The organism is Gordonia sp. L191, from assembly GCF_030077625.1.
Classification (GTDB): Bacteria; Actinomycetota; Actinomycetes; order Mycobacteriales; family Mycobacteriaceae; genus Gordonia; species Gordonia polyisoprenivorans_A.
In genome coordinates, this window is record NZ_CP125996.1 from 4,083,194 (window position 1) to 4,107,521 (window position 24,328).

Sequence of the window (24,328 nt, forward strand, 5' to 3'; positions counted from 1 at the left end):
TCACCGGGGTCGGCAAAGGGGACGTAAAAGGCACTGGTCGGACGTGTGCGCAGGTCACAGGCTTCTTTGCACTCTCTTTACCTACCGCTGACGGTTCGAGTACCTGGGCGTTTTGCGTGTATTCATTGAGTCAGCGCGCGACTGCGCGCGAAGGGTCCGAGAGCGTCAGGTTCTCGGCACGGACACACGAGGGAGTCCTCCCATGACCGCAATTCACTCCAACCCGCTGTCGATGATCACCCCGGGCATGGCGAGCCAGCACACGCTGACCCCCGGACAGGTGGCGTCGATGTTCAATGTGAATCCCAAGACCGTCGCGCGGTGGGCCAGCTCGGGAATCCTCGGCTCGATCCGTACCCCGGGTGGGCATCGTCGCTTCCGCGAGGAAGACGTCGTCGCCCTGCTGAACCGCCGCGTGCCCTGAGAGACAGCACAGCCTCGGCAGGCTCGGTCGGTGTCGCCGTCCACACGACGCCGACCGGGCCACGCCATCGGCGCACACGCCGTACCACCTCAGTGCCGCCCGACACCTGCACTTTTGACGTCGGTCGGACGACGCATCTCGCGTCTACCGTCGCGTAATGTGGTGAGTGGGAGGTTGCCATGGCATTTCTGCTCACTTTGGTCGGCATCATGGCCGTCGGTTTTCTGTTGTGGCGCGTATTCGGTTCCAGCCTGATCGATGACGACGGCACACGCGTACCGGCCGTCAAACGCGGCCCAGTCGGCCCCGACGACGATCCCGAGTTCCTGATGGATCTCGACCGTCGCAGCCGCGGAACCAACGGGTCCGACCCGGACGATCACTGATCGGCCTCACCCCGATACCGACACGAATGCGCCCCCGGAGTCTTCCTCCGGGGGCGCATTCGTGTGCGTGCGGGCTACTCACAGTCCTGCATAGGAGTGCAGACCGGAGACCACCAGGTTGATGATGAACAGGTTGAAGAGCATCGCGACGAAGCCTGCGACGTTGATCCAGGCGGCCGCGGTGTTGCGCCAGCCGGCCGTGGCCCGCGCGTGCAGGTAGGCCGCGTAGATCACCCACGCGATGAACGAGACGGTCTCCTTGGGGTCCCAGCCCCAGAAGCGTCCCCACGCGGATTCGGCCCAGATGGCGCCGCAGATGACGCCCAGGCCGAACAGCGGGAAGCCGAAGACGACGCATTTGTAGGCGAGGCGGTCGAGGGCGTCGGCGCCCGGGATGTGCGCGACCAGCCGCATCACCGCACCCTTGGCACCGGTCTCGGTGCGTTCGAGGGACTCGGCCTTCTCGCCCCACTGCATTTTGACGAGATAGAGCATGCTCGACACCCCCGACACCAGCAGGACGCCGGAGCTCACCGAGATGATCGAGACGTGGATGGCCAGCCAGTACGACTTGAGCGCGGGCACCACCGGGGCGGCCTGGGTGTAGAGCTCGGTGCCGGCGATGAACATCAGCAGCGCGACCGGGACCAGCACGAACGACAGCAGCGGCCGGTTCGCGGGTTTGCGGAGCACGACGACACCGGCGACGACACCGGCCGCACAGGTCAGCGAGATGAACTCGTACATGTTGCCCCAGGGCGCACGATCGACGGCCATCCCGCGGCAGACGATGGATGCGATGTGCGCGGCCAGACCGACGAAGACCACCGGATAGGCCATCGCGCCCAGGGTCTCGGAGAAGGTCCGGCGGCTCCCGGTGTCGGAGATCTTGCCGGGGGTGCGTTCCCCGGAGGCACCGGCTCCGGCGGTGCCCGATCCGACGGACGCCCCGACGAGTTCCTTCGACGCCAGACGCCTGGTCCGCGCGCCGGCGAGGGCCGCGAGGAACAGCAGCATCGCCAGCACGTACACGGTGATGGCGGTACCGAACAGCAGGTCGGAGTACCGGGCGAGCGTCTCGTCGACGTGCTCTGTACCAGTGTTCATCGATTCACCTCATCAGTCCTGCGGAAGAACATGCGGCCGCCGTGGGTGCGCCCGTGTCAGAGTTTGCGCCATCTCGACATGCGTTTCGCCGAGCCACCGCCGGGCTCCACCAACCCGGCCGCCTGCTCGTCGAAACCCTCGCCCCAACCGGCCTGATCGGTCCGGGCGAGGCCGCCGATTTCTACTACCGTACGTCGTTTGCCGTTGTCGGTGCCCGTCCGGTCCGGATCGGCCGGCACCAGCCGCACCCAGATCCGGCGTCGGCGCACCAGCAGCGACACCAGCAGACCGATCAGCATCGCCACCGCCGACACCAGCACCCAGTCCTGGGCGGGGTCGTGCGAGACCTGCACCGACACCCAGCGCTGGTAGCCGTCGAAGCTGACGACGGTGCCGTCGGCCAGGGTCGTGCTGGCGCCCTTGGCGAGGTTCACCTGGGCCTGTCGTTGCAGCCTGCCCTGGTTGATGAGGCTCTGGTCGAGCGAGTAGGCGTTCTGCGGGAGGCCGGTGTCGAGTCCGGTGTCGCCCTTGTAGATGCGGATCGCGACCTGCGGGTCGTTGGGCACCGGCGACGACGAACTGAGCAGGGTCCCTTGGTAATCCGCGGTCGGGGCGAAAAGTCCCTCGATGGCGATCTGGTTCTTGCGGCGCACGTCCTCGTCGGGGTAGAGGCCGGCCGGGGTGTCGAAGCGCACCGCGCCCGAGGAGAGCATCGTCTGCAGCTCGTCGGGGATGAACAGGGCGGTCTGGGTGCGCTTCTCCCCGTTGGGGAAGGTGACGGTGAAGGTGGGGGCGAATCCGTTGCCGAGGACGTAGACGCGGTCGCCGGCGACCCGCAGCGGGTCGTTGACCTTCACCGACCTCTGATGCCAGTCACCGGCAGAGGTGCCGGCGCCCTTGGTGTAGGACATCTTCGCGTCGTACATGTCGGGCTGACCGTTGGGCAGGAAGGTCGCCGAGAACGCGTCGACCTTGAAGCAGAAGTGGTTGAGGTCGGTGCCGTCGACCATCGCGCCGGCCCGGAACGAGTCGTACACCGCGGTCGAGGTGTTGCACAGGCCCTCGCCGTCGGCGACGAGACTGCGGGTGCCCTCGTAACCGTAGAGCTTGCCGAGCGCGATCGACACCAGCAGGGCGAGGAGGGCGAAATGGAAGACCAGGTTGCCGAATTCGCGCAGATACCCCTTCTCCGCGGAGACCTCGACGACCTTGCCTGTTGCCGCGTCGTCGCCCGCTGCTGCGTCATCACGGACGACGATGTTGCGGCGCCAGCCCCGCAGGTTCGTCGAGACCCGCTCGGCGATCTCCTCGGGATCACCGTCGACGGTGGTGGTGAGGTGACGCGGCAGTCGACTCAGATTGCGGGGCGCGGCAACCGGTTTGGCGCGCAGGCTCTTGGCGTGCTCGATCAGTCGCGGGGTCAGGCAGCCCACCAACGACACGAACAGCAGCACATAGATCGCGGTGAACCAGGCGCTGGAGAACACGTCGAACAGCTGCAGCTTGTCCATCCACGTGCCCAGGGTGCCGTGGTCGGAGATGTACTTGAGCGTCTTCTGCTCGTTGAGTTCGCGCTGTGGGAGCAGTGCTCCCGGGATCGCGGCGAGCGCGAGCAGGAACAGCAGCACCAGCGCGGTGCGCATCGAGGTCAGCGACCGCCACAGGTTGCGCAGCGGCCACAGCACCCGGCGCAGCACCCAGTGCGGGCGGCGCGGCGGGGTGGGCTGGGCCGGGTGGTCGGCGAGCGCGGTGTCGGCGCGGGTCATACCGGCAACACCTGATCGGTGATGAAGGCGTCGCGCACCCAGGCGATGAACTGATCCCACAGTCCGGTGACCAGCGCGATACCGACGAGGATCAACATGACACCTCCGAAGACCTGGATGGCGCGGGCATGATTGCGCAGCCAGCCGAGGCTGCGCAACGCCCACGCCGAGGAGAACGCAAGTACCACGAACGGGATACCCAGACCCAGGCAGTACGCGATGATCAGGGTGACGCCCTTGGCGGCGGTCGCCCCCTCGGTACCCGACGCGGTGGCGATGACCGCGGCCAGCGTCGGCCCGAGGCACGGCGTCCAGCCGAGCGCAAAAACCGCACCGAGCAACGGGGCACCGACGATGTTGGACACCATCCGCGGGGCCATCCGGACCTCGTGCTGCATCATCGGGATCAGACCGATGAACACCAGCCCCATCACGATGGTGACCACCCCGCCGATGCGTTGCAGCAGTTCGTGATTGACGATGACGGTGCTGGTGAAACCGATCACCGTCGCGGTGGCGGCGACGAAGACGACGGTGAACCCGAGGACGAACAGCAGGGCGGCCACCGCGACGCGCGAGCGACCGCGTTTGGCGGGTTCGCCGACGGTGACCGCGGGGGCCTCGGCACCGACGAGTCCGGCGAGATACGACAGATACCCCGGGACCAGTGGCACCACGCACGGCGAGGCGAACGACACCATCCCGGCGACCGCCGCCGCGGCCACCCCGAGCAGCAGCGGCCCGGAGGACACCGTGTCGGCGAAGGTCTGTCCGATACCGCTCACTGGGGCACCTCGGCAGACGACGGAGCGGCAGACGCAGGGGTGGGCGCCGGAGCGGTGGACGACGGGGCGCCGGAAGCGGGTGCCGTCGAGCTGCCCGGTGCCGGGTCCTCGGCGATCACCTTGCCGACCATCGCGCCGAGTTCGTCGGCGCTGACCGCGCGCAGGAACACCGCGGCCGGGCGATGCTGCCGGTCGAGCACGATGGTCGTCGGCACCACCGACGTCGGGGTGGTCAGCGCGGCCAGCGAGGCCCCGGCGAAGTCGTAGATCGACGGGTACCCGACGTGGCGGTCGTCCACGAAATCCTGTGCCGATTGCTGATTGTCGCGCAGATTGATGCCGAGGAAGTTGACGCCCTGGTCCTTGTACTGCTCGTAGACCTGCTCGAGGGCCGACGCCTCACCGCGGCACGGGCCGCACCACGAGCCCCACACATTGATCACGACTGCTTTGTCGGCGAACTCGGGGCCGCTGAGCGACAACGGCTTTCCGGTCGTCAGGTTCTCGCCGGAGACGTCGGCGATGTGTTTGCGGTCGGCCTGATCGTAGGTGATGACGGTCTGCCCACCGGGTGAGACGAACTGGAAGGTGTCGCCCTGCGAGACCGCGTCGTCGCCGGTACCGCACGCGGTCAACGCCACCCCGAACGCCAGTGAAACCAGCAGCGCGGCAACGATTCTCACGATCGGCGCGTTTGCGACAAGTCGGGCGCGGGGTCGCGAGGGGTGCCGGTGGCCTCGTTCCGACGGGGTCGGACACACGTCACGACCACCACGATCTCGCACCCTCACGCGTTCAACACTCTCCTGCTCAGGCCCCGGTCACGAGTGGATCCGACGCACCGGCCGGCTCGGAATAGATGATGTCGACGAGGGCGTCGTCGTCGTAGATGAGGCTGGTCAACGACGCGAGCGAGCACTGGCGACGACGCGGATCGTGCCAGAGGCGCTGGCCCTCGAGGAAGCGGCGCAACGTGTACACCGGCAGCTGATGACTCACGCAGACGGCCTCGTGGCCGCGGGCGGCGTCGCGGGCCTTGTTGGCCGCGGCCAGCATCCGGTGCGCGAGCTGGATGTACGGCTCGCCCCACGACGGGGTGAACGGGTCGCGCAGCTTGGGCCAGTGCCGCGGCTTGCGCAGCGCGCCGTCGCCGACCGAGACCTTGAGTCCCTCGAAGATGTTGTCGGCCTCGATGAGTTCGTCGTTGGTGAGGATCGGCAGGTCGTGGGCGGCGGCGATCGGTCCGGCGGTCTCCTGTGCGCGCTGCAGCGGGGAGGCGAATACCGCGGTGATGTCGTGGTCGGTGAGCGCGTCGGCGACCTTGCGGGCCTGCGCGCGACCGGTGTCGGAGAGATGGAAACCGGGCAGCCGTCCGTAGAGGATGGCGTCGGGATTGTGCACCTCACCATGGCGCATCATGTGAACGATCGTGTGCATCAGCTCTCCCCGGGAGTGGGCGCGGTTGCCGCGGCCCGCGCAGCGGCCGGCAACGCGTCGGCAATTCGAGTGAAAGCATCCTCGTCCAGCGCCGCCGAGACAAACCAGGCCTCGAACGCGCTGGGCGGCGGGTACACACCGGCGTCGAGCAGTGCGTGGAAGAACGGTGCGAAACGCCAGGTCTGGGTGGCCTTCACGCCCGCGTAGTCGACGATGCTGGTGTCGGCGGCGTCGTCTGTGGTGAAGAACACACTGAGGAGGTTGCCGGCCTTCTGTACGCGGTGGGCGACCCCGGCGGTCTGCAGGGCGTCGGTGAGCAGGCCGGCGAGGCGGTCGGCGTTGGCGTCGAGGGCCGAATAGACCGCCGCGTCGGCGGTTCGCAGCGTGGCCAGGCCGGCGGCGACGGCCACCGGATTCCCCGACAACGTGCCCGCCTGATAGACGGGGCCGGTCGGGGCGAGTCGCTCCATGACGTCGGCGCGACCGCCGAAGGCGGCGGCGGGCAGGCCACCGCTCATCACCTTGCCGAAGGTGTAGAGGTCGGCGCCGACACCCTCGAGTCCGTACCAGCCGGCCGGGCTGACCCGGAATCCGGTCATCACCTCGTCGATGATCAGCAGGGCACCGTGACGGCGGGTCAGCTCACGCAGGCCTGCGTTGAAACCGTCGACCGGGGCGACGGCGCCCATGTTGCCCGCGGCGGCCTCGGTGATCACCGCGGCGATGTCGTCACCGAACTCCTCGAAGGCCTTCGCGACGGCCTTGAGGTCGTTGTAGGGCAGCACGAGGGTGTCGTGGGCGGCGGCACCGGTGACGCCGGGGCTGGTCGGCAGGCCGAGGGTGGCCACACCCGAGCCGGCGTCCGCGAGCAGTGCGTCGACGTGGCCGTGGTAGCAGCCGGAGAACTTGATGATCTTGGGGCGGCCGGTGAAGCCGCGGGCCAACCGGATCGCCGACATGGTCGCCTCGGTGCCGGAGTTGACCAGCCGCACCCGCTGCACCGGGTCGACGCGGTCGATGATCTCCTCGGCCAGCTCGATCTCGGACTCGGTGGGCGCGCCGAACGACAGTCCGCCCGCGGCGGCACGCTGCACGGCCTCGACGACGGCGGGGTGGGCGTGACCGAGGATCATCGGCCCCCACGACGACACCAGGTCGACGTAGTCGTTGCCGTCGACGTCGGTCAGCGTGCAGCCCGTGGCCGACGCGATGAACCGGGGATCGCCGCCGACGGCGGAGAACGCACGCACCGGCGAGTTGACCCCACCGGGGATCGCATGTTGCGCCCGTTCGAACAGCTCACTGGACTTCACGGCGACGTCGGCGGATCTGCTCACGGCCTCCAGTGTTCCAAATGGCACCGAGTGAGAGAAATTCGGCCTGGTCAGGGCGCTGCCGGGGCGTGCTCACCGCCCCAGCGCGGCCTCGATCCGCGCCGCGATGACCTCCTGGCCGCGGGCGTTGGGATGCACCGTGATCCGCGCCGTGGTGCCCTGCTGCGGTTCGATCCAGCGCGCCGCACCCGCGCACGCGTCGTGGCCCTGCGACACCTGCGACATGTCGACGAAGGTGACGCCGGTCTTCTCGGCGGCGCGACGCACGGCGTCGTTGAGGTCGGCCTGCAGTCCACGCAAATACGGCACGTCACCGGGCGCGACACGCATCGCCGGGTAGCAGCCCTGCGTGGCGGGCAGAATCCACGGATAGCCCACGATGACGACGCGGGCGTTCGGGGCGCGGGCGCGAATCCGGGTGAGGCCGTCCACGAGAGCGGGGTAGATGTCGGCGTCGATGGGTGCGGTCAACTCCGAGCCGTATCGATCCCGGCACGGTGAGCCCGTGGGGACGCCGGTGCTGTCGGCGATCACGTCACCGCACTTGCTGATCGCCCCGCCGAAGGTGTTCTCGTCGTTGCCGCCGAGCATCAGCGTCACCAACCGGGTTTGCGGTCCGAGTGCGTCGAGTTGTGGTGGTATGCCGAAGTATTGGCTCGTGGTCAGGTCGGCGGTGTCGGCGCCCGAGCAGCTCACGTCGGTCAGCGGTAGGCGGCGTTGCGCGGCGACGAGGTGCGCGAAGTTGATCGCCGACCGCTGACACAGGAATGGTGAGTCCGCTTGCACCGGAAGCGCTCCGGCGCCCGCGGCGTAACTGTCGCCGAGGTTCACATATGGGGTCGCGGCCGGGGCGGTGCTGGTCGAACCCGGGGCCGACGAGGACGACGACGGCGCGGGAGATCCGTCGTCGGCGCCACAGCCGGCCACGAGGACCAGCAGCGCCGCGAGCATCGTGGCGAGCACCCCGCGCCTCATGCGTCGGCCCCGAGCATCATCAGCAACAGTTCCGCGCGGGTGCGGGCGTCGGCGAGGTCGACGGCGAGCATGTCCTCGACGCGCTCGATCCGGCTGCGCAGGGTGTGCCGGTGCACGCCGAGCGCGGTGGCCGCACTCCCCCAGTTGCCGTTGGCCTCGAGATACGCCAGCAGACTTTGATGCAGCGCGGTGCCCTGGAGACGATCGTGGTCGAGGATCGGCGCCAGACGCCGATCGTGGTTGTCGGCCAACGCTTGTCGCACCGGGTCGACCGCCAGCAGCGACTGCGCGTCGTCGAGGTCGACGAGTTGCCCCACCGCGGCCGAGCGACAGGCCATGCGGGCCTGCGTGACCGACGCGGCGACGGCGGTGGTGTCGGGCACCTCCGCCGCGTCGGCCAGGCGGACCGGCGGGCCGATCCCACCGCGCACCGTCGCGGCGGTCGCGAGCACGTTCAGCAGGCCGATCGCCACATCGACGGTGTCGTCACCGCGCAGCAGGGTCGTCACCTCGGCCCCGGCACGGTGCACGAACACCGGCCGCCACCGGCGTTCGAGTTCGTCGGTCAGGCGTGCCTGCCCCCGTTCGGCATCGGCGTCGTCGGCGAAGGTGAACACGACCGCCCGTACCGCGTCGTCGGGGCCGGCGGCTCGCCGCAACACCCGCAGGGCGGTGGGCCCGACGACCCCGTCGAGCGCCGAGCCGAGCACGTCGGTCTGCAGCAGCGCCATCTCCCGACGCACCTCCTGCGGTTTGGCGTACTCGATGGCCAGCAACGAGGTGGCGTGGCCGACGAGCATCCGATTCACCTCGTCGAGCGGCGCACCGACGACCCCGAGGAATCCGAATGTCCTTGTGGCCGAGCCGATCCGGGTGACCATGAAGGTGACGTCGTCGGCGACGAACACCGCGCCCGCCGACGCCGGGTCGCGGGCGACGAGGGCACGGACCCGGGCGAGATCGTCGGGGTCGGGCGGGGCGGGCGCGGACGCCACCTCGGCGTGGTTGGCGTCGAGGAGCAGCACCCGACGCTCGATCGCGTCGCCGAGTTCACCGACCACCGCGGCCGGGCCGCGGGCCACCGCCGCACGTGTCATGCGGGGTTGCGCGCGGGTCGCCGACACCAGGCGGGCCGAGCGGCCGGCGGCGATCTGGTCGAGCAGGGCGCGGGTGATCGCCGAGAACGGGATGTGCAGCGGAACCTCGAACAGAGGAAGGCCCACGTCGTCGGCGGCGCTGATCATCGCCTGCGGTATGGCGTCGAAACCCAGGCCCACCCCGAAACCGAGCGCGGCGACACCGACCTCGTCGAGCGAACGCACGTAGCGTTGCTGTTCCGCGGGGTCCTCGGTGAGCCGGAGCCCGGTGGTGAGCAGCACCTCGCCGCCCACCATCCACTCGGCGGCGGTGAGCAGTTCGGAACTGACCGCACTGTCGATGGGGCGTTCGAGGCCCGCACCGCCGGCATGCAGCACCAATTCGAGGCTGCGTTGGGCGATCAGCCACCGAACCGACGTCGACACCCGTTCACCGTACGCCCGGACTGGACATTCTGGAGTGTCACCGGGAAATCGATGGACACATTGTCAGGCGCGTGAACCGGGTCACTGGGCGAACACTGATCACCAGCAGCGTCCAGTGCGGCCGCGCACTCCAGGCCCCCACAACAACAGGCCCCCCAACATCGAGCACGAGGTGACACCCGATGACCGCTTCCGCCACCGAAATCGTCTACCGCCTGCCCCAGGAGCGGCGGCTGGTGACCGACCTGCCGGGCCCGCGGTCGATCGAGCTGGGTGCCCGCCGATCCGCCGCGGTGGCGGCCGGGGTCAGTTCGATCCTGCCGTCCTACGCCGCCGACGGTGACGGCGGCGTCCTCGTCGACGTCGACGGGAACTCGCTGATCGACCTCGGCTCCGGTATCGCGGTCACGTCGGTGGGCTCGGCCAACCCCGCGGTGGCCGCCGCCGTCGGCGCACAGGCCGCCCATCTCATCCACACCTGCTTCATGGTCGCGCCCTACGACAGCTACGTCGCGGTGGCCGAGAAGCTCAATGCGCTCACCCCCGGTGATCACGACAAGCGCACCGCCCTGTTCAACTCGGGTGCCGAGGCCGTCGAGAACGCGGTGAAGATCGCGCGCCTGGCGACCGGGCGTGACGCGGTGGTCGCCTTCGACCACGCCTACCACGGCCGCACCAATCTGACGATGGCGTTGACCGCGAAGAACATGCCGTACAAGGCGCATTTCGGTCCGTTCACCCCCGAGGTGTACCGGATGCCGATGAGCTATCCGTTCCGCGACCAGTTCGGTACGGACGGGAAAGCCGCAGCCGAACATGCGATCTCGGCGATGACGACGCAGATCGGCGCCGACTCGCTCGCCGCCATCATCATCGAACCCATCCAGGGCGAGGGCGGATTCATCGTGCCCGCACCGGGATTCCTGACCACCCTGGCGCAGTGGTGCCGCGAGAACGGCGTCGTGTTCATCGCCGACGAGGTGCAGGCCGGATTCGCCCGCACCGGAACGTGGTTCGCGTGCGAGGAGGAGGGCGTCGTCCCCGATCTGATCACCATGGCCAAGGGCATCGCCGGCGGCATGCCGCTCTCTGCGGTGACCGGCCGCGCCGAACTCCTCGACGCTGTACACGCCAGCGGGCTCGGCGGCACCTACGGCGGAAACCCGGTCGCGTGCGCCGCGGCCCTCGCCGCGATCGAGCAGATGGAGACCCTCGATCTGGCCGGGCGGGCCCGCCACATCGGCGAGGTCATCACCTCCGTGCTCTCCGAAACGGCCGATGAACTTGCCGCGCAGGGCAAGTCGGTGATCGGCGAGATCCGCGGGCGCGGTGCCATGATCGCAATCGAACTCGTCCGCCCCGGCGGGCAGGAAGCAGATCCGGCGCTCACCAAGGCGGTCGCCGCCGCGTGTCACGCCCAGGGCGTCATCGTTTTGACCTGCGGCACCTACGGCAACGTGATCCGGCTCCTGCCGCCGCTGGTGATCGGCGACGACCTGCTCCGCGAGGGCCTCGGCGTCCTGAGTGACGCCATCAGGTCTCTCGCCTGATCGACCCCGCGCGATCATACCCCAACCGTCCACATCCGAAAACCGCTGCGAGACAAAGGACACCGTATGCACCCGCTCGATCCACTCTCCGCCGACGAATTCCGGGCCGTCTCCGCGGTTCTCTCGCGCGAGCAGGGGGTCGGCGACGGATGGCGGTACGCCTCCATCGAACTCGCCGAGCCGGGTAAGGCAGAGCTCGCCGCGTACGAGGCCGACGGCACCGTCCCCGCACGGCGGGCGATCGTCATCTGTCTCAACAGTTCCGAGAACCTGACGTACAAGTCGGTGGTCCGCCTCACCGACGAGACCGTCGAGTCGTTCGATCTGGTCCCGGACGTGCAGGCGAACTTCACCGTCGACGAGTTCGAGGAATGTGATCGGGTGTTGCGGGCACACCCGGAGGTGCAGGCGGCGCTGGCACGACGCGGGATCACCGACCTCGACCTGGTCTTCATGGACACCTGGACCTACGGCGGTGCGCTGATCCCCGAGGAGTTCAAGGGACGGCGCCTGGGCTGGTCGGACACCTGGGTCAAAAACGCCGAAGGCGCCAATCCGTACGCGAATCCCGTGTCGGGGCTGCACTGTGTGATCGACGTGAACACGATGGAGTTGCTGCGCATCGAGGATGCGGCCGCCGGGAGTGGGGCCGATGGCTCCGGCAGCTTCGAGCGTCCGCAGGTGATGGGCGAGTATGTGCCACGCCACATCCCACAACGCATCCGCGACACCTTCAAGCGCCCGCCGCTCAAGCCACTGGAGATCGCCCAGCCCGAGGGGCCGTCGTTCACCCTCGACGGCAACCAGCTGACGTGGCAGAACTGGTCGCTGCGAGTGGGTTTCAACTATCGCGAGGGCATGACCCTGCACTCGGTAACCTACAACGACGCCGGACGCGAGCGGTCGGTGGCGCATCGCATGTCGTTCGCCGAGATGGTGGTGCCCTATCGCGATCACTGCGAGGACCATTACCGCCGTACGGCTTTCGACATCGGCGAGTGGGGTCTGGGCTTCATGACGACCTCGCTCGAACTCGGCTGCGACTGCCTCGGCGAGATCCGCTACCTCGATGCGGTGTTGCACAACAGCGCCGGTGAGCCCTACACCATCACCAACGCCATCTGCATCCACGAGGAGGACAACGCCGTCCTCTGGAAGCACGTCGATCACGACGCCGGCGCCGAGGTCCGACGCATGCGGCGGCTCACGGTGAGTTTCCATGTGACCGTGGCCAATTACGAATACCTGGTGTACTGGCGGTTCTACCAGGACGGCAACATCGAGTGCGAGGTCCGCGCCACCGGCATCATGGTGACCACACCGATGCCGCCCGGGGTGACCAGCAATCCACACGGCACCGTCATCGACGATCGCACGTATGCACCATTCCACCAGCACTTCCTCGTCGCGCGGCTCGACCTCGACATCGACGGCACCGACAACACCGTGTTCGCCTCGGAGACCGTAGCCGAGCCGATGGGCCCGGGGAATCCGCTCGGATTGTCTCTGACGCAACGTAATACGGCACTGCGCACCGAGAACGAGGGCATGCAGGACCCGGACTTCGCGACGCAGAAGAGCTGGAAGATCGTCAACACCAACCGCACCACCGAACTCGGTCACCATCCGGCCTACAAGCTGTCCCCGACCGGCGCGTTCCCGGCGATGTTCGATCCCGCCTCGCCGGTCTTCCAGCGCGCCACCGTCATCGGCCACACCCTGTGGGTGACGCCGAACAATGCCGACGAGCGTTGGCCCGCAGGGGAATTCGTCAACCAATCCGAGCGCGACACGGGTTTGGCGGAGTGGACCAAGAACAATCGGTCGATCGAGAACACCGACGTCGTCCTCTGGTATGTGTTCGGCATCCACCACATCACCCGTCCCGAGGACTGGCCGGTCATGCCGGCCGACGTGGTCTCGTTCTGGCTCAAGCCTTTCGGCTTCTTCGACCGCAACCCGGCACTCGACGTCGAGCCGTCGCCATCGGCGCACTGCCACGCGTCGAACACCGAGCACCACTGAATCGGCAAACACCACCGAACACCGGCGCATCCAGCATCGCAGCGAGAGGACCTTCCATGAGCACCACCGAGATCATCGACACCCAGGCCGTTCTCGACGGCGTACCCACCGGCTTGTGGATCGGCGGTGAGTCGGTCGACGCGTCGGATGCGGGCACGTTCACCGTCTACGATCCGGCGACCGAGGAACCGTTGACCCAGGTGGCCGATGCGACCGTCGAGGACGCCCGCCGGGCACTGGACATCGCGACCTCGGTTGCCGACGACTGGGCGGCGACCCCGGCTCGCGAACGTGGCGAGATCCTGCGTCGCGCTTTCGGTCTCGTGGCCGACCGCACCGACGATCTCGCGATGCTGATGACCCTTGAACTCGGCCGCGCGCTGCCCGACAGCCTCGCCGAGGCGCGCTACGGCAACGAGTTCCTGCGGTGGTTCGCCGAGGAGGCGGTACGCATCGACGGCCGGTTCACCCATTCGCCCGCCGGGACCGGCCGGATCGTGGTCACCCACGCCCCGGTCGGGCCGTGCCTGGCGATCACGCCGTGGAATTTCCCGCTGGCCATGGGAACGCGCAAGATCGGTCCCGCACTCGCCGCGGGCAACGTGATGCTGGTCAAGCCGGCCCATGAGACGCCGTTGACGATGCTGGCGCTCGCCGAGATCTTTGCCGAGGCCGGCCTGCCCGCGGGCGTGCTGTCGGTGTTGCCGACGATGCGGGCGCGGGAGGTGTCGTCGGCGATCATCGGCGACGACCGGATTCGCAAGATCAGCTTCACCGGCTCGACCCCGGTCGGCAAGAACCTGCTCGGCCAGGCCGCCGAGCGGGTACAGCGCACGTCGATGGAGCTCGGCGGCAACGCGCCGTTCGTCGTGTTCGACGACGCCGACGTCGACAAGGCCGTCGAGGGTGCCTTCCTGGCAAAGATGCGCAACGGCGGCGAGGCGTGCACAGCGGCCAATCGCTTCCTGGTGCAGTCCGGTGTGGTCGAGGAGTTCACCGAGAAGCTTGTCGAGAAGATGTCGGCGGTCCGGATCGGGCCCGGCTACGACGACGGCGTGACCCTCGGCCCGCTGGTCAGCGCGGCGCAGCGCGACAAGGTCGCCGAGGCCGTGGAGAACGCCGTCGCCCACGGCGGCAGGGTTCGCCTGGGCGGCAAGGCTCCCGGCGGAAAGGGCTTCTTCTACCCGGCCACCGTCGTCGACAACGTCGACGCGTACGCGCCGGTCACCCGCGGCGAGATCTTCGGCCCGGTGGCCGTGATCAGCTCCTTCGACTCCGAGGACGAGGCGATCAAGGCCGCCAACTCTACCGATTTCGGTTTGGCCGCATACTTCTTCACCCGCGACCTGGATCGGGCACTGCGCGTGTCGACGGCGCTGGACTCCGGCATGGTGGGGGTGAATCGCGGAGTGATCTCCGACGTCGCCGCACCGTTTGGCGGCGTCAAGGAGTCCGGCATCGGTCGCGAGGGCGGTTCGGAGGGCATCGAGGAGTATCTGACGGTCAAGTACGTGGCCTTCACCTGATCCGCGCGAAGTGATCATTCGAGGCCAAAGAGACAATTAGTACGGCTAATAGTCTGCGCTATGCTACATCGCATGCGGCTTCGGGTGGTGGCATCAATCGTGGCAGTGGTTCTCGCGGTGACCGTCGGCGGCCTGGTGTCGTCGCCGGCCCGCGCGGACAACGGCTCCTCGGATTGGGGCAGTTCGGGTCTGGGCAGCTCGGATCTACTCTCCCCCACCAGCCTGTTCCTGTGGCAGAGTCCACCGACCCGTTACATCGTCGTGCTGGGGGCCAAGATGGGAACCTTCGGTCAGACGCCGACGATCCTGAATGAGCGCCTCGACACCGGCGCGGCCTTGGCTCGTTCGCATCCGTTCAATCGGGTCATCGTCTCCGGCGGCGATACCTGGTGGCTGCCGGTGTCGGAGGCACAGTTCATGAATCTCGGGCTGATGAGGCGCGGTGTGCCGATGTGGCAGATGGTCAACGAAGGCCGCTCCACCGACACCGTGGAGAACGCCACCTACACCGTCGCCATGCTCAAGGCCATGGGCGCCACCGGCGCGCTGATCGTCACCAACGCGTTCCACATGCCCAGGGCCATGGGCGATTTCCGGGCGGCCGCGGCCAAAGAGCACGCCGCTCTGCCGTTCCAGCCGAGCTACGCCTGATCGTCTTTCGCCGACCGGGCGCTCGAATCCATCGACCGTGCGCTCATTTTCGTCGACCGTGCGCTCACGAGTCGTAGCCGCCGCGTGTGCGGATGGCCTCGGCGATCTCGTTCACCACGCCCATGGGATGGGTCCTCATCCGATGCTTGTTCGCGCGGATGACCTTCCAGCCGAGTCTCGCCGACTCCGCGTCGCGCGCGGCATCGCTCGCTCGTTGTTCGGGACTGGAATGGTATTCCTCACCGTCGTACTCGATGCCGATCTTCAGCTCAGGGTAGGCCCAGTCGTGGCGGGCAACGAGGATGCCGTACTCGTTGAAGACCTCGTATTGCACGACCATCGTGGGAAGTCCGGCGTCGTCGAAGAACAGGCCGCTCGAACTCTCCTGCGGCGACTCCGAGCGTGAATTGATCCGCGGGATGAGACCTTTCAGCTGGCGTACGTATCGGACGCCCTTCTGCGTCTCGGCGTAGTCGGCGAGTTCACCGACGTCGTATGCGGTGGCCGCGGCGAGCGCGTCGAGATGGCCGATCGCGCGCATTCTCGGCTGAATCCTCCCGACGTCGAAGGCGGTCCGGATCGGCGAGGTGACCGCGATGCCATCGATGACCTCGATGTGTTCGGGCGGCAGATCCACCCTGCGGGGGATGGAGCCCCGCGCCGCACGGCCGGAGGCGCTGGCACCTCGGATGAGCAATATCGGGAAATCCGAATCGAACCACCGGGAACCGTGCATGACCATGGCTGGCCTGACCGCCGACCACGGGATCTCCCTGCGCCGCAGAGGCGATCGCGATCACCCGCTGACGTGCAGTGAGCATCTCGCCGCGCCCGATGTGCGCTTCGCCGCGAAGGAGCCGGAATTCCGCGGCGAATCGTTCAGGCGACATTCCCGGTTCCGAGAGGGCGTCGCGTCGAAGTACGAGTTCGGGTGTCGCTGTGGGTTCATCGATGGTCATGGGAGATTCGACGCAGCCGTCGCCTCGATGGTTCCGTCGAAATCGGCACATGTGCGGAAGAGTGGGCTCGGGGGACGCCCGGTCGGTGAATTCGAGCGCACGGTCGACGACTTTGAGCGCACGATCGACGCGTTTGAGCGCACGATCGACGCAATTGGGCGCACGGTCGACGCACAACGGCGCCCGATCGACGAGTCGATGGGGCGCCGTTTCGGCCGGGACGGCTCAGCGCAGCAGTGCGCGGCTCATCACCACACGCTGAATCTGGTTGGTGCCCTCGTAGATCTGGGTGATCTTGGCGTCGCGCATCATCCGCTCGACTGGGAAGTCACGGGTGTAGCCGGCACCACCGAAGAGCTGCACGGCGTCGGTGGTGACCTCCATGGCGACGTCGGAGGCGAAGCACTTGGACGCCGAGCTGATGAAGCCGAGGTTCTTCTCGCCACGCTCGGCGCGGGCGGCGGAGGTGTAGACCATCAGCCGGGCGGCCTCGACCTTCATCGCCATGTCGGCGATCATGAACTCCACGCCCTGGAACGAACTGATCGGCTTGCCAAACTGCTTGCGGTCCTTGACGTAGGCGATGGCGTTGTCGAGTGCCCCCTGCGCGATGCCGACGGCCTGCGCACCGATGGTCGGGCGGGTGTGGTCGAGGGTCTGCAGCGCGGTCTTGAAGCCGGTGCCCTCGTCGCCGATGATCCGATCCTCGGGAATAGTGCAGTCCTCGAAATACAGTTCGGCGGTGGGCGATCCCTTGATGCCGAGCTTCTTCTCCAGCGGGCCGACGGTGAAGCCCGGGTCGTCCTCGTGGACCATGAACGCCGAGATGCCGTTGGCCTTCTTCTCGGGGTCGGTGACCGCCATGACGGTGTACCAGGATGACTTGCCGCCGTTGGTGATCCAGCACTTGGAGCCGTTGAGCACCCAGTTGCTGCCGTCCTTGCGGGCGCGGGTCTTCATCGACGCCGCATCCGAACCGGCCTCACGCTCGGAGAGGGCGTAGGACGCCATCGCCTCACCGGAGGCGATCGACGGCAACACCTTGGCCTTGAGATCGTCGGAACCATTGAGGATCAGTCCCATGGTGCCGAGCTTGTTGACGGCCGGGATCAGCGACGACGACCCACACACCCGCGCAACCTCTTCGATGACGATGCAGGCGGCCACCGAGTCGGCACCCTGTCCGTCGTACTCCTCGGGGACGTGAATCGCGTTGAATCCGCTGGCGACGAGCGCGTCGAGGGCCTCCTGCGGGAAGCGCGCGTTCTCGTCGACGTCGGCGGCGTGGGGTGCGATCTCCTTCTCCGCGAGCGCACGGATCGCCTCACGGAGCGCGACGTGCTCCTCGGGCAGTTCGAAGACGTTGAATCCGGGATTTCCAAAGGCCATGGGGGCTCCTCCTCGATGCGCGCGAAGTGGCGCGCGACGGTGATCGATGCTCGTCGGGGTACCGGTCGTGCGATGGATGCGGGCACCTCAGACGACGACACTGAGTGCCAGGATACTCCGTCGGTAGTGCAGATGTCGACACTACGTGCCACTCGCGTGAAGGGAGCGCGTCGGTGGAGTGCCGTCAGGTCCGGCGGGATCGGTGGGCCCGGATCTCCTCGGCGACTGCGCGGGCGATCTGATCGGCACCCGCGTCGATCGGGTGCGTGACGACGGTGATCGCGGTCGCGGCGTGCTCGTCGCCACCGGCGTCGGCACCCAGTGCCAGCCGGATGCGGCGGAGTTCGCGGCGGAGCGTGGTCACCGTGGCGTCGGCGTCGCCACGAATCATCGACCGCAGCAGGTAGTTGTGCACCGAGGTCACCGCGGCGGCGAAGGCGACGATGCGCTCGGGCGACTCGTCGGGCAGACGTCGGCGCAGGAACTCCTCGAAGACCCGCTGGTAGCGATAGGTGGTGACGAGTTCGCGGTCGCGCAGTGCCGGTACCCGGGTGACGACGTGGAGCCGCCGGACGGCGAGGTCGCGGGTGGCGAGGAAGTGCGTGAAGACGATCTCGGCGGCATCGCAGACGTCCGTCCACGGGTCCGGGCCGTCCACCGATTCGTCCGGTGCGAACTCGTCGGCACCGAGACGCTTGGCGACCTGGGCGATCAACGCCTCGTGATCGGCGAAGATCATGTCCTCCTTGGAGCGGAACTGCCGGAACAGCGTGCGTCGGGAGACCCCGGCGTCCGCGGCGATCTGATCGACGGTCGTCGACTCGTACCCGTACTCACTGAAGAGCCGGATCGACGCCGCGACGACCTGGGTGCGTAGATCAACCGGATCGACCGTCGTGTCACTCGGTGCCATCTGTTCAGTATGGCGCGCGATGCCGCGAGTGCGACAGTCGACGGCTTGCGGAAGCGGAAGCCACCGGTAGCATCTTTCCCATGTCAAATCCTGAGTTCGTCGTACGGAATCCAGGGCAATGGGGTACGCCGGCGATCCCGGCCCACCCGTCGACCATGGCGCCGCCCACCTTCCACGCGACGATTCCGGTGGACTCCCAGGTGCGCCGGCGCTTGACACGGGCGACACTGCTGACCCGGACCCGCTGCAACCTCCTGGCCGCCCTGGCCTTGGTGATGCTGATCGTGCTGATCGGCCTTGCCCTCGCACTCCCGACCTCGGCGAACCCGCTGGGATTGGCTCCCATGCTCGTCGTGGCCATCGTCATCGTGCTCCTGGGGCCGGGAGCGAGGTGGCGGCGAGTGCTCCCCGATGGCTCCGCGCTGTCGTCGGAGATCACGCACAGCCGGATACTCGTGGACTATGCGGGCCTGATCAACGGCGTGGACATGACACAGATCAGCGACGTCACCTATCGCTGCGGCATCGTCGTCCTGCGCACCGATCGCGGACTTCGGCTGACCGTGCCGGTGGAGTTGCTGCCACCGCATCTGGCAATTCAGTGGGCTTCCGGCGCTCGGTGAGGTCGGGCGCGGCAGGGTCATTCGGACCGCCGACCGGGGCGGCTTTTCGGGGCGGAATGCGGTCCAATCGTGATGTGGCCTACCAGTTCTCACCGTCGTCGTTCTCACCGACCGCACCCCCGCCGTACGCGGGGGCCGGACCCGACGGGGTGCTGCGCGCACACCTGATCGCCAACGACGCGCTCGGTCCCCGACTGTGCCGGGGCGCCCTGCTCACGCCGGGATGGATGCTGCGGCAATCATTGCCCGCCGCCGTCGGCGCGCTCGTCGCCGCAGTCGCCGCATCCTCCACCGACTCCTGGCCGGTGGCGGTGGTCACGGTGGTTGTCGTTCTCGGCCTGTTTCTGCTCGCCCAGGCCACGATGCTCACACTGGGCATCGTGCTGGGCCAACGCCGGATGCGTCGCATCATGCCCGCCGGGACACCGGTGGGCGCGGAGTTCACCCCGTTGTGGATCGGGCACCGGGTGGGAGCGACGTACTCGCAGATTCCGCTCGAACGGTTCGATCGGGTCGTGATCAACTCGCGGGTGGTGCTGCTCTGCACGGGTCGGCGCACCGTCGTGCTGTTGCCGCGGGAACTGGTGCCACCGCAGGTGATCGCCGATTACCGGGCCCGCTACGGGCGGCGCCGGTCCCGGCGCCGTTGACCGGGATGCTCAGTCGTGCTAGGCGTCTTGACGCAACTCGAATTTGAGGACCTTGCCGGTGGAGGTGCGCGGTAGCTCGTCGGCGAAAACGATGTCGCGCGGCACCTTGTAGCCGGCCAGCAGGGTCCGGGCGTGGTCGATGAGCTCCTCGGCGCTCAGCTGCGCCCCGGGGTTGAGCAGGACGTAGGCGCGCGGACGCTCACCCCACTTCTCGTCGGGAACGCCGATGACAGCGACGTCGAGGACCGAATCATGGCTCACCAGAGCCTGTTCGACCTCGATGGTGGAGATGTTCTCGCCGCCGGAGATGATGATGTCCTTGGCTCGATCGCGCAGCTGGATATATCCGTCGGGATGCATCACCCCGAGATCGCCGGTGTGAAACCAGCCACCGGCGAATGCCTCCCGGGTGGCGGCCGGGTCCCGGAAGTAACCGGCCATCACGTTGTTGCCGCGTAACACGATCTCGCCCATGGTTTCTCCGTCGGCGCGCACGTCGACGAGCGGCAGGACGTCACGTTTGACGACGCGCGCCGCCTCGGCCTGCACCATGCCCACGCCCTGTCGGGAGAGCTTGGCCGCGCGCGCATCGGCGAGCAATTCGGTCCAGGCGTCCTGGAATTCGCAGATCGTGTACGGGCCGTAGACCTCGGTCAGACCGTAGACGTGGACCACGGTGATGCCGAGCGCCTCGAGCTGACCGATGACGGTCGGGCTCGGTGGCGCGCCCGCGGTGGTGATGTGCAACGGCCGGTCGACGCGATGTGCGCGAGGCGATCCCGCGATCGTCGTGCACACCGTGGGCGCCCCGCACAGGTGGGTGATGCCGAGATCGTCGATGGCGTCCCACACGGCGTCGGCACGCACCGCTCGCAGGCACACATGGGTCGCCGACGCCTGGGTGACCGCCCACGGGGTGCACCAACCGTTGCAATGGAACATTGGCAGCGTCCACAGGTAGCGGCTGTGACCGGTGAACTGGTTGTGGAAGGTCTCGCCGAAGGAGTTCAGGTACGCCCCGCGGTGGGTGTACATGACGCCCTTGGGTTTTCCGGTGGTCCCCGAGGTGTAGTTGATGGTGATGACGGTGTCCTCGTCGTCGACGGTCCACGGGATGGGATCGCTCTCGACGTCGGGACCGTCGGCCAGTGCCAGGAAATCGGCATAGGTCTGCAGGCCGGTGATCCCCGACGCGCCGACATCGCCTGGCGTAGGACCGAATTCGGGGTCGGTGATCTCGACGGTGGTGGCCACCTCGGGCACCTCGTCGGCGATGAGCGAGACGGTGTGCCGGAATTCGGCGTCGAAGAACAGCGTGGTGACGCCGGCGTGATTGAGGATGTAGACCAGTTCGGGTCCGGCCAGGCGGGAGTTGAGCGCGACGAGCACACCGCCGGCCAGCGGCACCGCGTAGTGCGCGACGAGCATCTCCGGGATGTTGGGTGCGAGATAGGCGATCCGCTCCCCGCGCGTGATCCGGCTCTTGAGGACCCGGGCGAGGCGCTGCACCTCGTCGGCGAACTCCGCGTAACTCGCACGACGACGCCCGTAGATGATGGCGGTGCGGTCGCCGAAGACCGTTGCGCTGCGTTCGAGAAACCGCAGCGGACTCAGTTCGGACCGGTTGGCGGTGCCGCAGTCGATCCGGCCGAAGTCGGCGTCGAGGGCCAGTGCCTCGGCAAGGGTCGTATCGGTGTCCGAGACAGACATCGTCTCCTCCAGATCGTCGTGCCGCGGCCGGTGCGAACACGGGTGAGGGCCGCGACGTTTGTCGTCCCGCAAGCTTATGGATCACACTAGTGCCGGTACCACCCCCGAAAGTAGGTGGTTTCGGCCCCGGTGGCGATATCGAACCGACAGGTGCGGGCGGCAACGAGAAGGGGTGAGGAGGCAAAGGACGGAGGAGGCAAAGGACGATGGTCACCGACCCCCGGCGTCCCGACGACGCCGACGCCGTGCGTGCCGAGCTGCGCCGGGTACATCGCACAACGGGCCTGCCGGTGCTGTTCGGCGGGCTCGTGGACGGTCCGGGCGCACTGCTGTCGGGTTTCGTCGGAACCCGCACCGGGCTGCTGCGTGATCTCCTGATCGGTTCCGATCGTGGACTCGGCGGCCGGACCATCGTCGAGCGCCGTCCCGGCGCCGTCGCCGACTACTTCCACTCGACCGAGATCACCCACGACTACGACCGTGAGGTGTCCGGGGAGGGCATCGAATCACTGGTGGCCGCCCCCGCGGTGGTCGGCGGGCGCACCCGGGCGGTGATCTACGGCGGCCTGCGCGCACCCGAGCGCATCGGGGATCGGATCGTCGCACGGGTCGCGGTGGCCGCGCGTCGGCTCGCGCACGAGATCGAGGTCCGCGACGACGTGGATCTGCGCGTGAAACAGATTGAGACACATTCAGATCCGACGACGATGCCGGCGTCGGTGGCCGACGGGATCATCGAAAGCTATCTGGCGCTGCGGGATATCGCCGACACCACCACCGATCCGGTGATGGCCGAACGGCTGCGCGGCGTCGAGCGGCGGCTGCGCGAGCTGCGATCGGGGGCCGAATCGAGACCCGCGGTCTCGTTGTCGACCCGCGAGACCGACGTGTTGGCGCACCTCGCACTCGGCTGCAGCAATGCCGAGATCGCCGATCGGCTGTCGTTGCGGCCGGAGACGATCAAGGGGTACGTGGGCAATCTGATGCGCAAACTCGAAGTACACAATCGTCGCGAAGCGGTGGTGCAGGCGCGGCGAATCGGGTTGCTGCCCTGAGCCACCCGTCGTCATACGGGGCATCGGCGACTGTCGGTTTCCTGGCAATGTGGCCTCGGGGGTGGCCCGAGCCGACCACGCGCGCCTACGGTGCGAGAGGGTCGGGGAAGGCACGAGGGGGCATACGTGGGGTACACATCCGCGGCCGGAGATCGATCGGGTCAGGCGGCCGGGCGCATACTGGCGGCGGTGTCGACGGCGCTGATCGGTGCGGGAATCGCTTCCGCGGCAACACATGCTGCGCCACCCACACCGGTCGCCGAAGCGACACCCGCGGCGTCGACCGTCGCGATTCGACTGTCCGCGGGCTCGGTGGCCAACATTCCGGTGAACCTGGCGCAGACGATCGCCAACATGCCGGCCTACGAGTATCAGGGCGTGAACCTGACCACTGCGGCACTGGAGGATTCGGGCAATTGGTGGCTCTACATCCCCACCAACGTCGTCGGCTTCGACGAGCAGGACAAAGAGAAGCTCAAGGGCATGACCCTGATGATGGTGCCGATTCCGTTGGTGGCACAGGCGAATGACGATCAGTGGTGGCTGTCGCTGGCGGCGTTCGCTCCGATGACCCCGGACTGTACGGGCATTCCGGGCCCCTGCTCGGACGTCTTCTATTTCACCCAGTACGGCCAGGTTCCGACGTGGCGACTGGTCCTCGGCTACACCTTTCCGACCGTCCGCAACACCATCGACCCGACGGATCAGACATACACGACCGCTGACGGCCGGGTCGTCGACATCCAACCGGATTGGTCAGGCAAAACGTACCGACTCGACCCGTTCGGGCCGTGGAAGGCCGTCTGGCAGACCCTCACCCAGACCCCGACCGGCTACGTCGCGGCGCCGTCGGGTGGCCAGTGGTCCACGGCGTTGACCGCGTTGGGGGCGGCAACGTGGCAATCGCTCAACCCGATGGTGCCGGGCACCTACTGCCTGCCCTGCCAGATCGGCGGCGCCGCGGTCGGCGCGCCGGACTCGCTGCCGAAGATCTATCTGTTCGGCAAGTACTACACGTTGTTCGACTTCGGGCAACCACTCACCGCGCACGACTGGGTGACCCATCGGCCCGACTACGACGAGACAACGCGCCCGGATCATGCGGTCACCGGCAACATCTGGACGAAACAGTCCCAGCAACAGATCGGCACCGACCTCGCCGCGGCCACCACACCGCAGGCGTTGCGGGCAAGTGTCGCGCAGTTCGACGCGACCCTGCAGGCGGTACGCGTCCAGCTCGGGGAGAACATCGGCGCCAACATCAAGGGACTCGAACAGGCCCTTCCGGTGGCCGCGGGGTCGGGACGGCAACTGCTCGACTCGATCGCCGATTCATTTGCGCCACAGACACCTGCGCGCACGGCGACCACGCATGTCACGGTGACCACGCATGTCACGGTGACCGCGAACCGGGCGCTGCACGGTACCGATGCCCCGACCGCACCCGTCCGGGTCGCCGCCGCGGGCGGCAGGCATCGGATGCCGGAGACGGCCACGCGGACCACACGCACCGTGGGAGCGTGAGAGCGCACACCAAATC

General features: G+C 67.8%; 22 protein-coding genes. 10 read left to right on the forward strand and 12 right to left on the reverse strand.

Annotation, left to right across the window (positions count from 1 at the left end):
* Positions 1 to 202 precede the first annotated feature (202 nt).
* Positions 203 to 424, forward strand: coding sequence for a BldC family transcriptional regulator (locus QNM97_RS18440; RefSeq protein ID WP_079928894.1), 222 nt, complete (start codon positions 203 to 205; stop codon positions 422 to 424).
* A gap of 179 nt (positions 425 to 603) precedes the next feature.
* Complete coding sequence (locus QNM97_RS18445) at positions 604 to 810, forward strand: hypothetical protein (RefSeq protein WP_283819744.1); 207 nt, start codon at positions 604 to 606, stop codon at positions 808 to 810.
* Positions 811 to 888: 78 nt separating this feature from the next.
* Here QNM97_RS18445 and ccsB read toward each other — a convergent pair whose 3' ends face one another.
* From ccsB to QNM97_RS18485, 8 genes are all read right to left on the reverse strand, one after another.
* On the reverse strand, positions 889 to 1,917 hold the full coding sequence (gene ccsB, locus QNM97_RS18450) for a c-type cytochrome biogenesis protein CcsB (RefSeq protein WP_283819746.1): 1,029 nt from the start codon (positions 1,915 to 1,917) through the stop codon (positions 889 to 891).
* A 56-nt stretch (positions 1,918 to 1,973) separates the two neighbouring features.
* On the reverse strand, positions 1,974 to 3,683 hold the full coding sequence (resB, locus tag QNM97_RS18455; protein WP_283819747.1) for a cytochrome c biogenesis protein ResB: 1,710 nt from the start codon (positions 3,681 to 3,683) through the stop codon (positions 1,974 to 1,976).
* The gene (locus QNM97_RS18460) at positions 3,680 to 4,468 is read right to left on the reverse strand and encodes a cytochrome c biogenesis CcdA family protein (RefSeq protein ID WP_283819748.1); all 789 of its coding nucleotides are present in this window, start codon (positions 4,466 to 4,468) and stop codon (positions 3,680 to 3,682) included. Before QNM97_RS18460 ends, resB begins: the two co-directional genes overlap by 4 nt.
* Positions 4,465 to 5,151: a TlpA family protein disulfide reductase gene (locus QNM97_RS18465; protein ID WP_283819749.1), complete on the reverse strand. Its 687-nt coding sequence runs from the start codon at positions 5,149 to 5,151 to the stop codon at positions 4,465 to 4,467. The genes QNM97_RS18460 and QNM97_RS18465 overlap by 4 nt, the downstream gene beginning before the upstream one ends.
* 127 nt (positions 5,152 to 5,278) lie before the next feature.
* On the reverse strand, positions 5,279 to 5,905 hold the full coding sequence (locus QNM97_RS18470) for a histidine phosphatase family protein (protein ID WP_283819750.1): 627 nt from the start codon (positions 5,903 to 5,905) through the stop codon (positions 5,279 to 5,281).
* The gene (hemL, locus tag QNM97_RS18475; protein WP_283819751.1) at positions 5,905 to 7,242 is read right to left on the reverse strand and encodes a glutamate-1-semialdehyde 2,1-aminomutase; all 1,338 of its coding nucleotides are present in this window, start codon (positions 7,240 to 7,242) and stop codon (positions 5,905 to 5,907) included. The genes QNM97_RS18470 and hemL overlap by 1 nt, the downstream gene beginning before the upstream one ends.
* 69 nt (positions 7,243 to 7,311) lie before the next feature.
* A complete protein-coding gene (locus tag QNM97_RS18480) occupies positions 7,312 to 8,214 on the reverse strand; it encodes an SGNH/GDSL hydrolase family protein (protein WP_283819752.1) in 903 nt (300 codons plus the stop codon).
* Complete coding sequence (locus QNM97_RS18485) at positions 8,211 to 9,737, reverse strand: PucR family transcriptional regulator (protein WP_283819753.1); 1,527 nt, start codon at positions 9,735 to 9,737, stop codon at positions 8,211 to 8,213. The genes QNM97_RS18480 and QNM97_RS18485 overlap by 4 nt, the downstream gene beginning before the upstream one ends.
* A 182-nt stretch (positions 9,738 to 9,919) precedes the next feature.
* Here QNM97_RS18485 and gabT point away from each other — a divergent pair, with 182 nt between their 5' ends.
* From gabT to QNM97_RS18505, 4 genes are all read left to right on the forward strand, one after another.
* Entirely contained in the window at positions 9,920 to 11,287 is a 1,368-nt protein-coding gene (gene gabT, locus QNM97_RS18490) for a 4-aminobutyrate--2-oxoglutarate transaminase (protein WP_283819754.1), read from the forward strand.
* A gap of 66 nt (positions 11,288 to 11,353) precedes the next feature.
* On the forward strand, positions 11,354 to 13,312 hold the full coding sequence (locus QNM97_RS18495) for a primary-amine oxidase (protein ID WP_283819755.1): 1,959 nt from the start codon (positions 11,354 to 11,356) through the stop codon (positions 13,310 to 13,312).
* Between the two features lie 56 nt (positions 13,313 to 13,368).
* Positions 13,369 to 14,838 carry an NAD-dependent succinate-semialdehyde dehydrogenase gene (locus QNM97_RS18500; protein ID WP_283819756.1) on the forward strand — a complete coding sequence of 490 codons (1,470 nt, stop codon included), beginning with the start codon at positions 13,369 to 13,371 and terminating at the stop codon, positions 14,836 to 14,838.
* Between the two features lie 72 nt (positions 14,839 to 14,910).
* Positions 14,911 to 15,489 (forward strand): YdcF family protein, encoded by a 579-nt coding sequence (locus tag QNM97_RS18505; RefSeq protein WP_283819757.1) that lies wholly within the window; start codon positions 14,911 to 14,913, stop codon positions 15,487 to 15,489.
* Positions 15,490 to 15,553: 64 nt separating this feature from the next.
* Here the strand turns inward: QNM97_RS18505 and QNM97_RS18510 are convergent, their stop codons facing one another.
* The 3 genes from QNM97_RS18510 to QNM97_RS18520 form a co-directional block, all read right to left on the reverse strand.
* Positions 15,554 to 16,126: an endonuclease domain-containing protein gene (locus QNM97_RS18510; RefSeq protein WP_283819758.1), complete on the reverse strand. Its 573-nt coding sequence runs from the start codon at positions 16,124 to 16,126 to the stop codon at positions 15,554 to 15,556.
* Positions 16,127 to 16,673: 547 nt separating this feature from the next.
* Positions 16,674 to 17,837, reverse strand: a complete 1,164-nt coding sequence (locus tag QNM97_RS18515) for an acyl-CoA dehydrogenase (protein ID WP_283819759.1) — start codon at positions 17,835 to 17,837, stop codon at positions 16,674 to 16,676.
* 184 nt (positions 17,838 to 18,021) lie between these two features.
* Complete coding sequence (locus tag QNM97_RS18520) at positions 18,022 to 18,750, reverse strand: TetR/AcrR family transcriptional regulator (RefSeq protein ID WP_283819760.1); 729 nt, start codon at positions 18,748 to 18,750, stop codon at positions 18,022 to 18,024.
* 80 nt (positions 18,751 to 18,830) lie between these two features.
* On the opposite strand from QNM97_RS18520, the gene QNM97_RS18525 reads away from it, so the two are divergent.
* Together QNM97_RS18525 and QNM97_RS18530 are read left to right on the forward strand one after the other, a co-directional pair.
* Positions 18,831 to 19,373, forward strand: coding sequence for a hypothetical protein (locus tag QNM97_RS18525; RefSeq protein WP_283819761.1), 543 nt, complete (start codon positions 18,831 to 18,833; stop codon positions 19,371 to 19,373).
* A 74-nt stretch (positions 19,374 to 19,447) separates the two neighbouring features.
* The gene (locus tag QNM97_RS18530) at positions 19,448 to 20,023 is read left to right on the forward strand and encodes a hypothetical protein (protein WP_283819762.1); all 576 of its coding nucleotides are present in this window, start codon (positions 19,448 to 19,450) and stop codon (positions 20,021 to 20,023) included.
* 18 nt (positions 20,024 to 20,041) lie between these two features.
* Here the strand turns inward: QNM97_RS18530 and QNM97_RS18535 are convergent, their stop codons facing one another.
* Positions 20,042 to 21,733, reverse strand: a complete 1,692-nt coding sequence (locus tag QNM97_RS18535) for an AMP-binding protein (RefSeq protein ID WP_283819763.1) — start codon at positions 21,731 to 21,733, stop codon at positions 20,042 to 20,044.
* A 206-nt stretch (positions 21,734 to 21,939) separates the two neighbouring features.
* On the opposite strand from QNM97_RS18535, the gene QNM97_RS18540 reads away from it, so the two are divergent.
* Both QNM97_RS18540 and QNM97_RS18545 read left to right on the forward strand, forming a co-directional pair.
* Positions 21,940 to 22,788, forward strand: a complete 849-nt coding sequence (locus tag QNM97_RS18540; RefSeq protein WP_283819764.1) for a helix-turn-helix transcriptional regulator — start codon at positions 21,940 to 21,942, stop codon at positions 22,786 to 22,788.
* Positions 22,789 to 22,977: 189 nt separating this feature from the next.
* Complete coding sequence (locus QNM97_RS18545; RefSeq protein WP_283819765.1) at positions 22,978 to 24,312, forward strand: hypothetical protein; 1,335 nt, start codon at positions 22,978 to 22,980, stop codon at positions 24,310 to 24,312.
* Positions 24,313 to 24,328 lie beyond the last annotated feature (16 nt).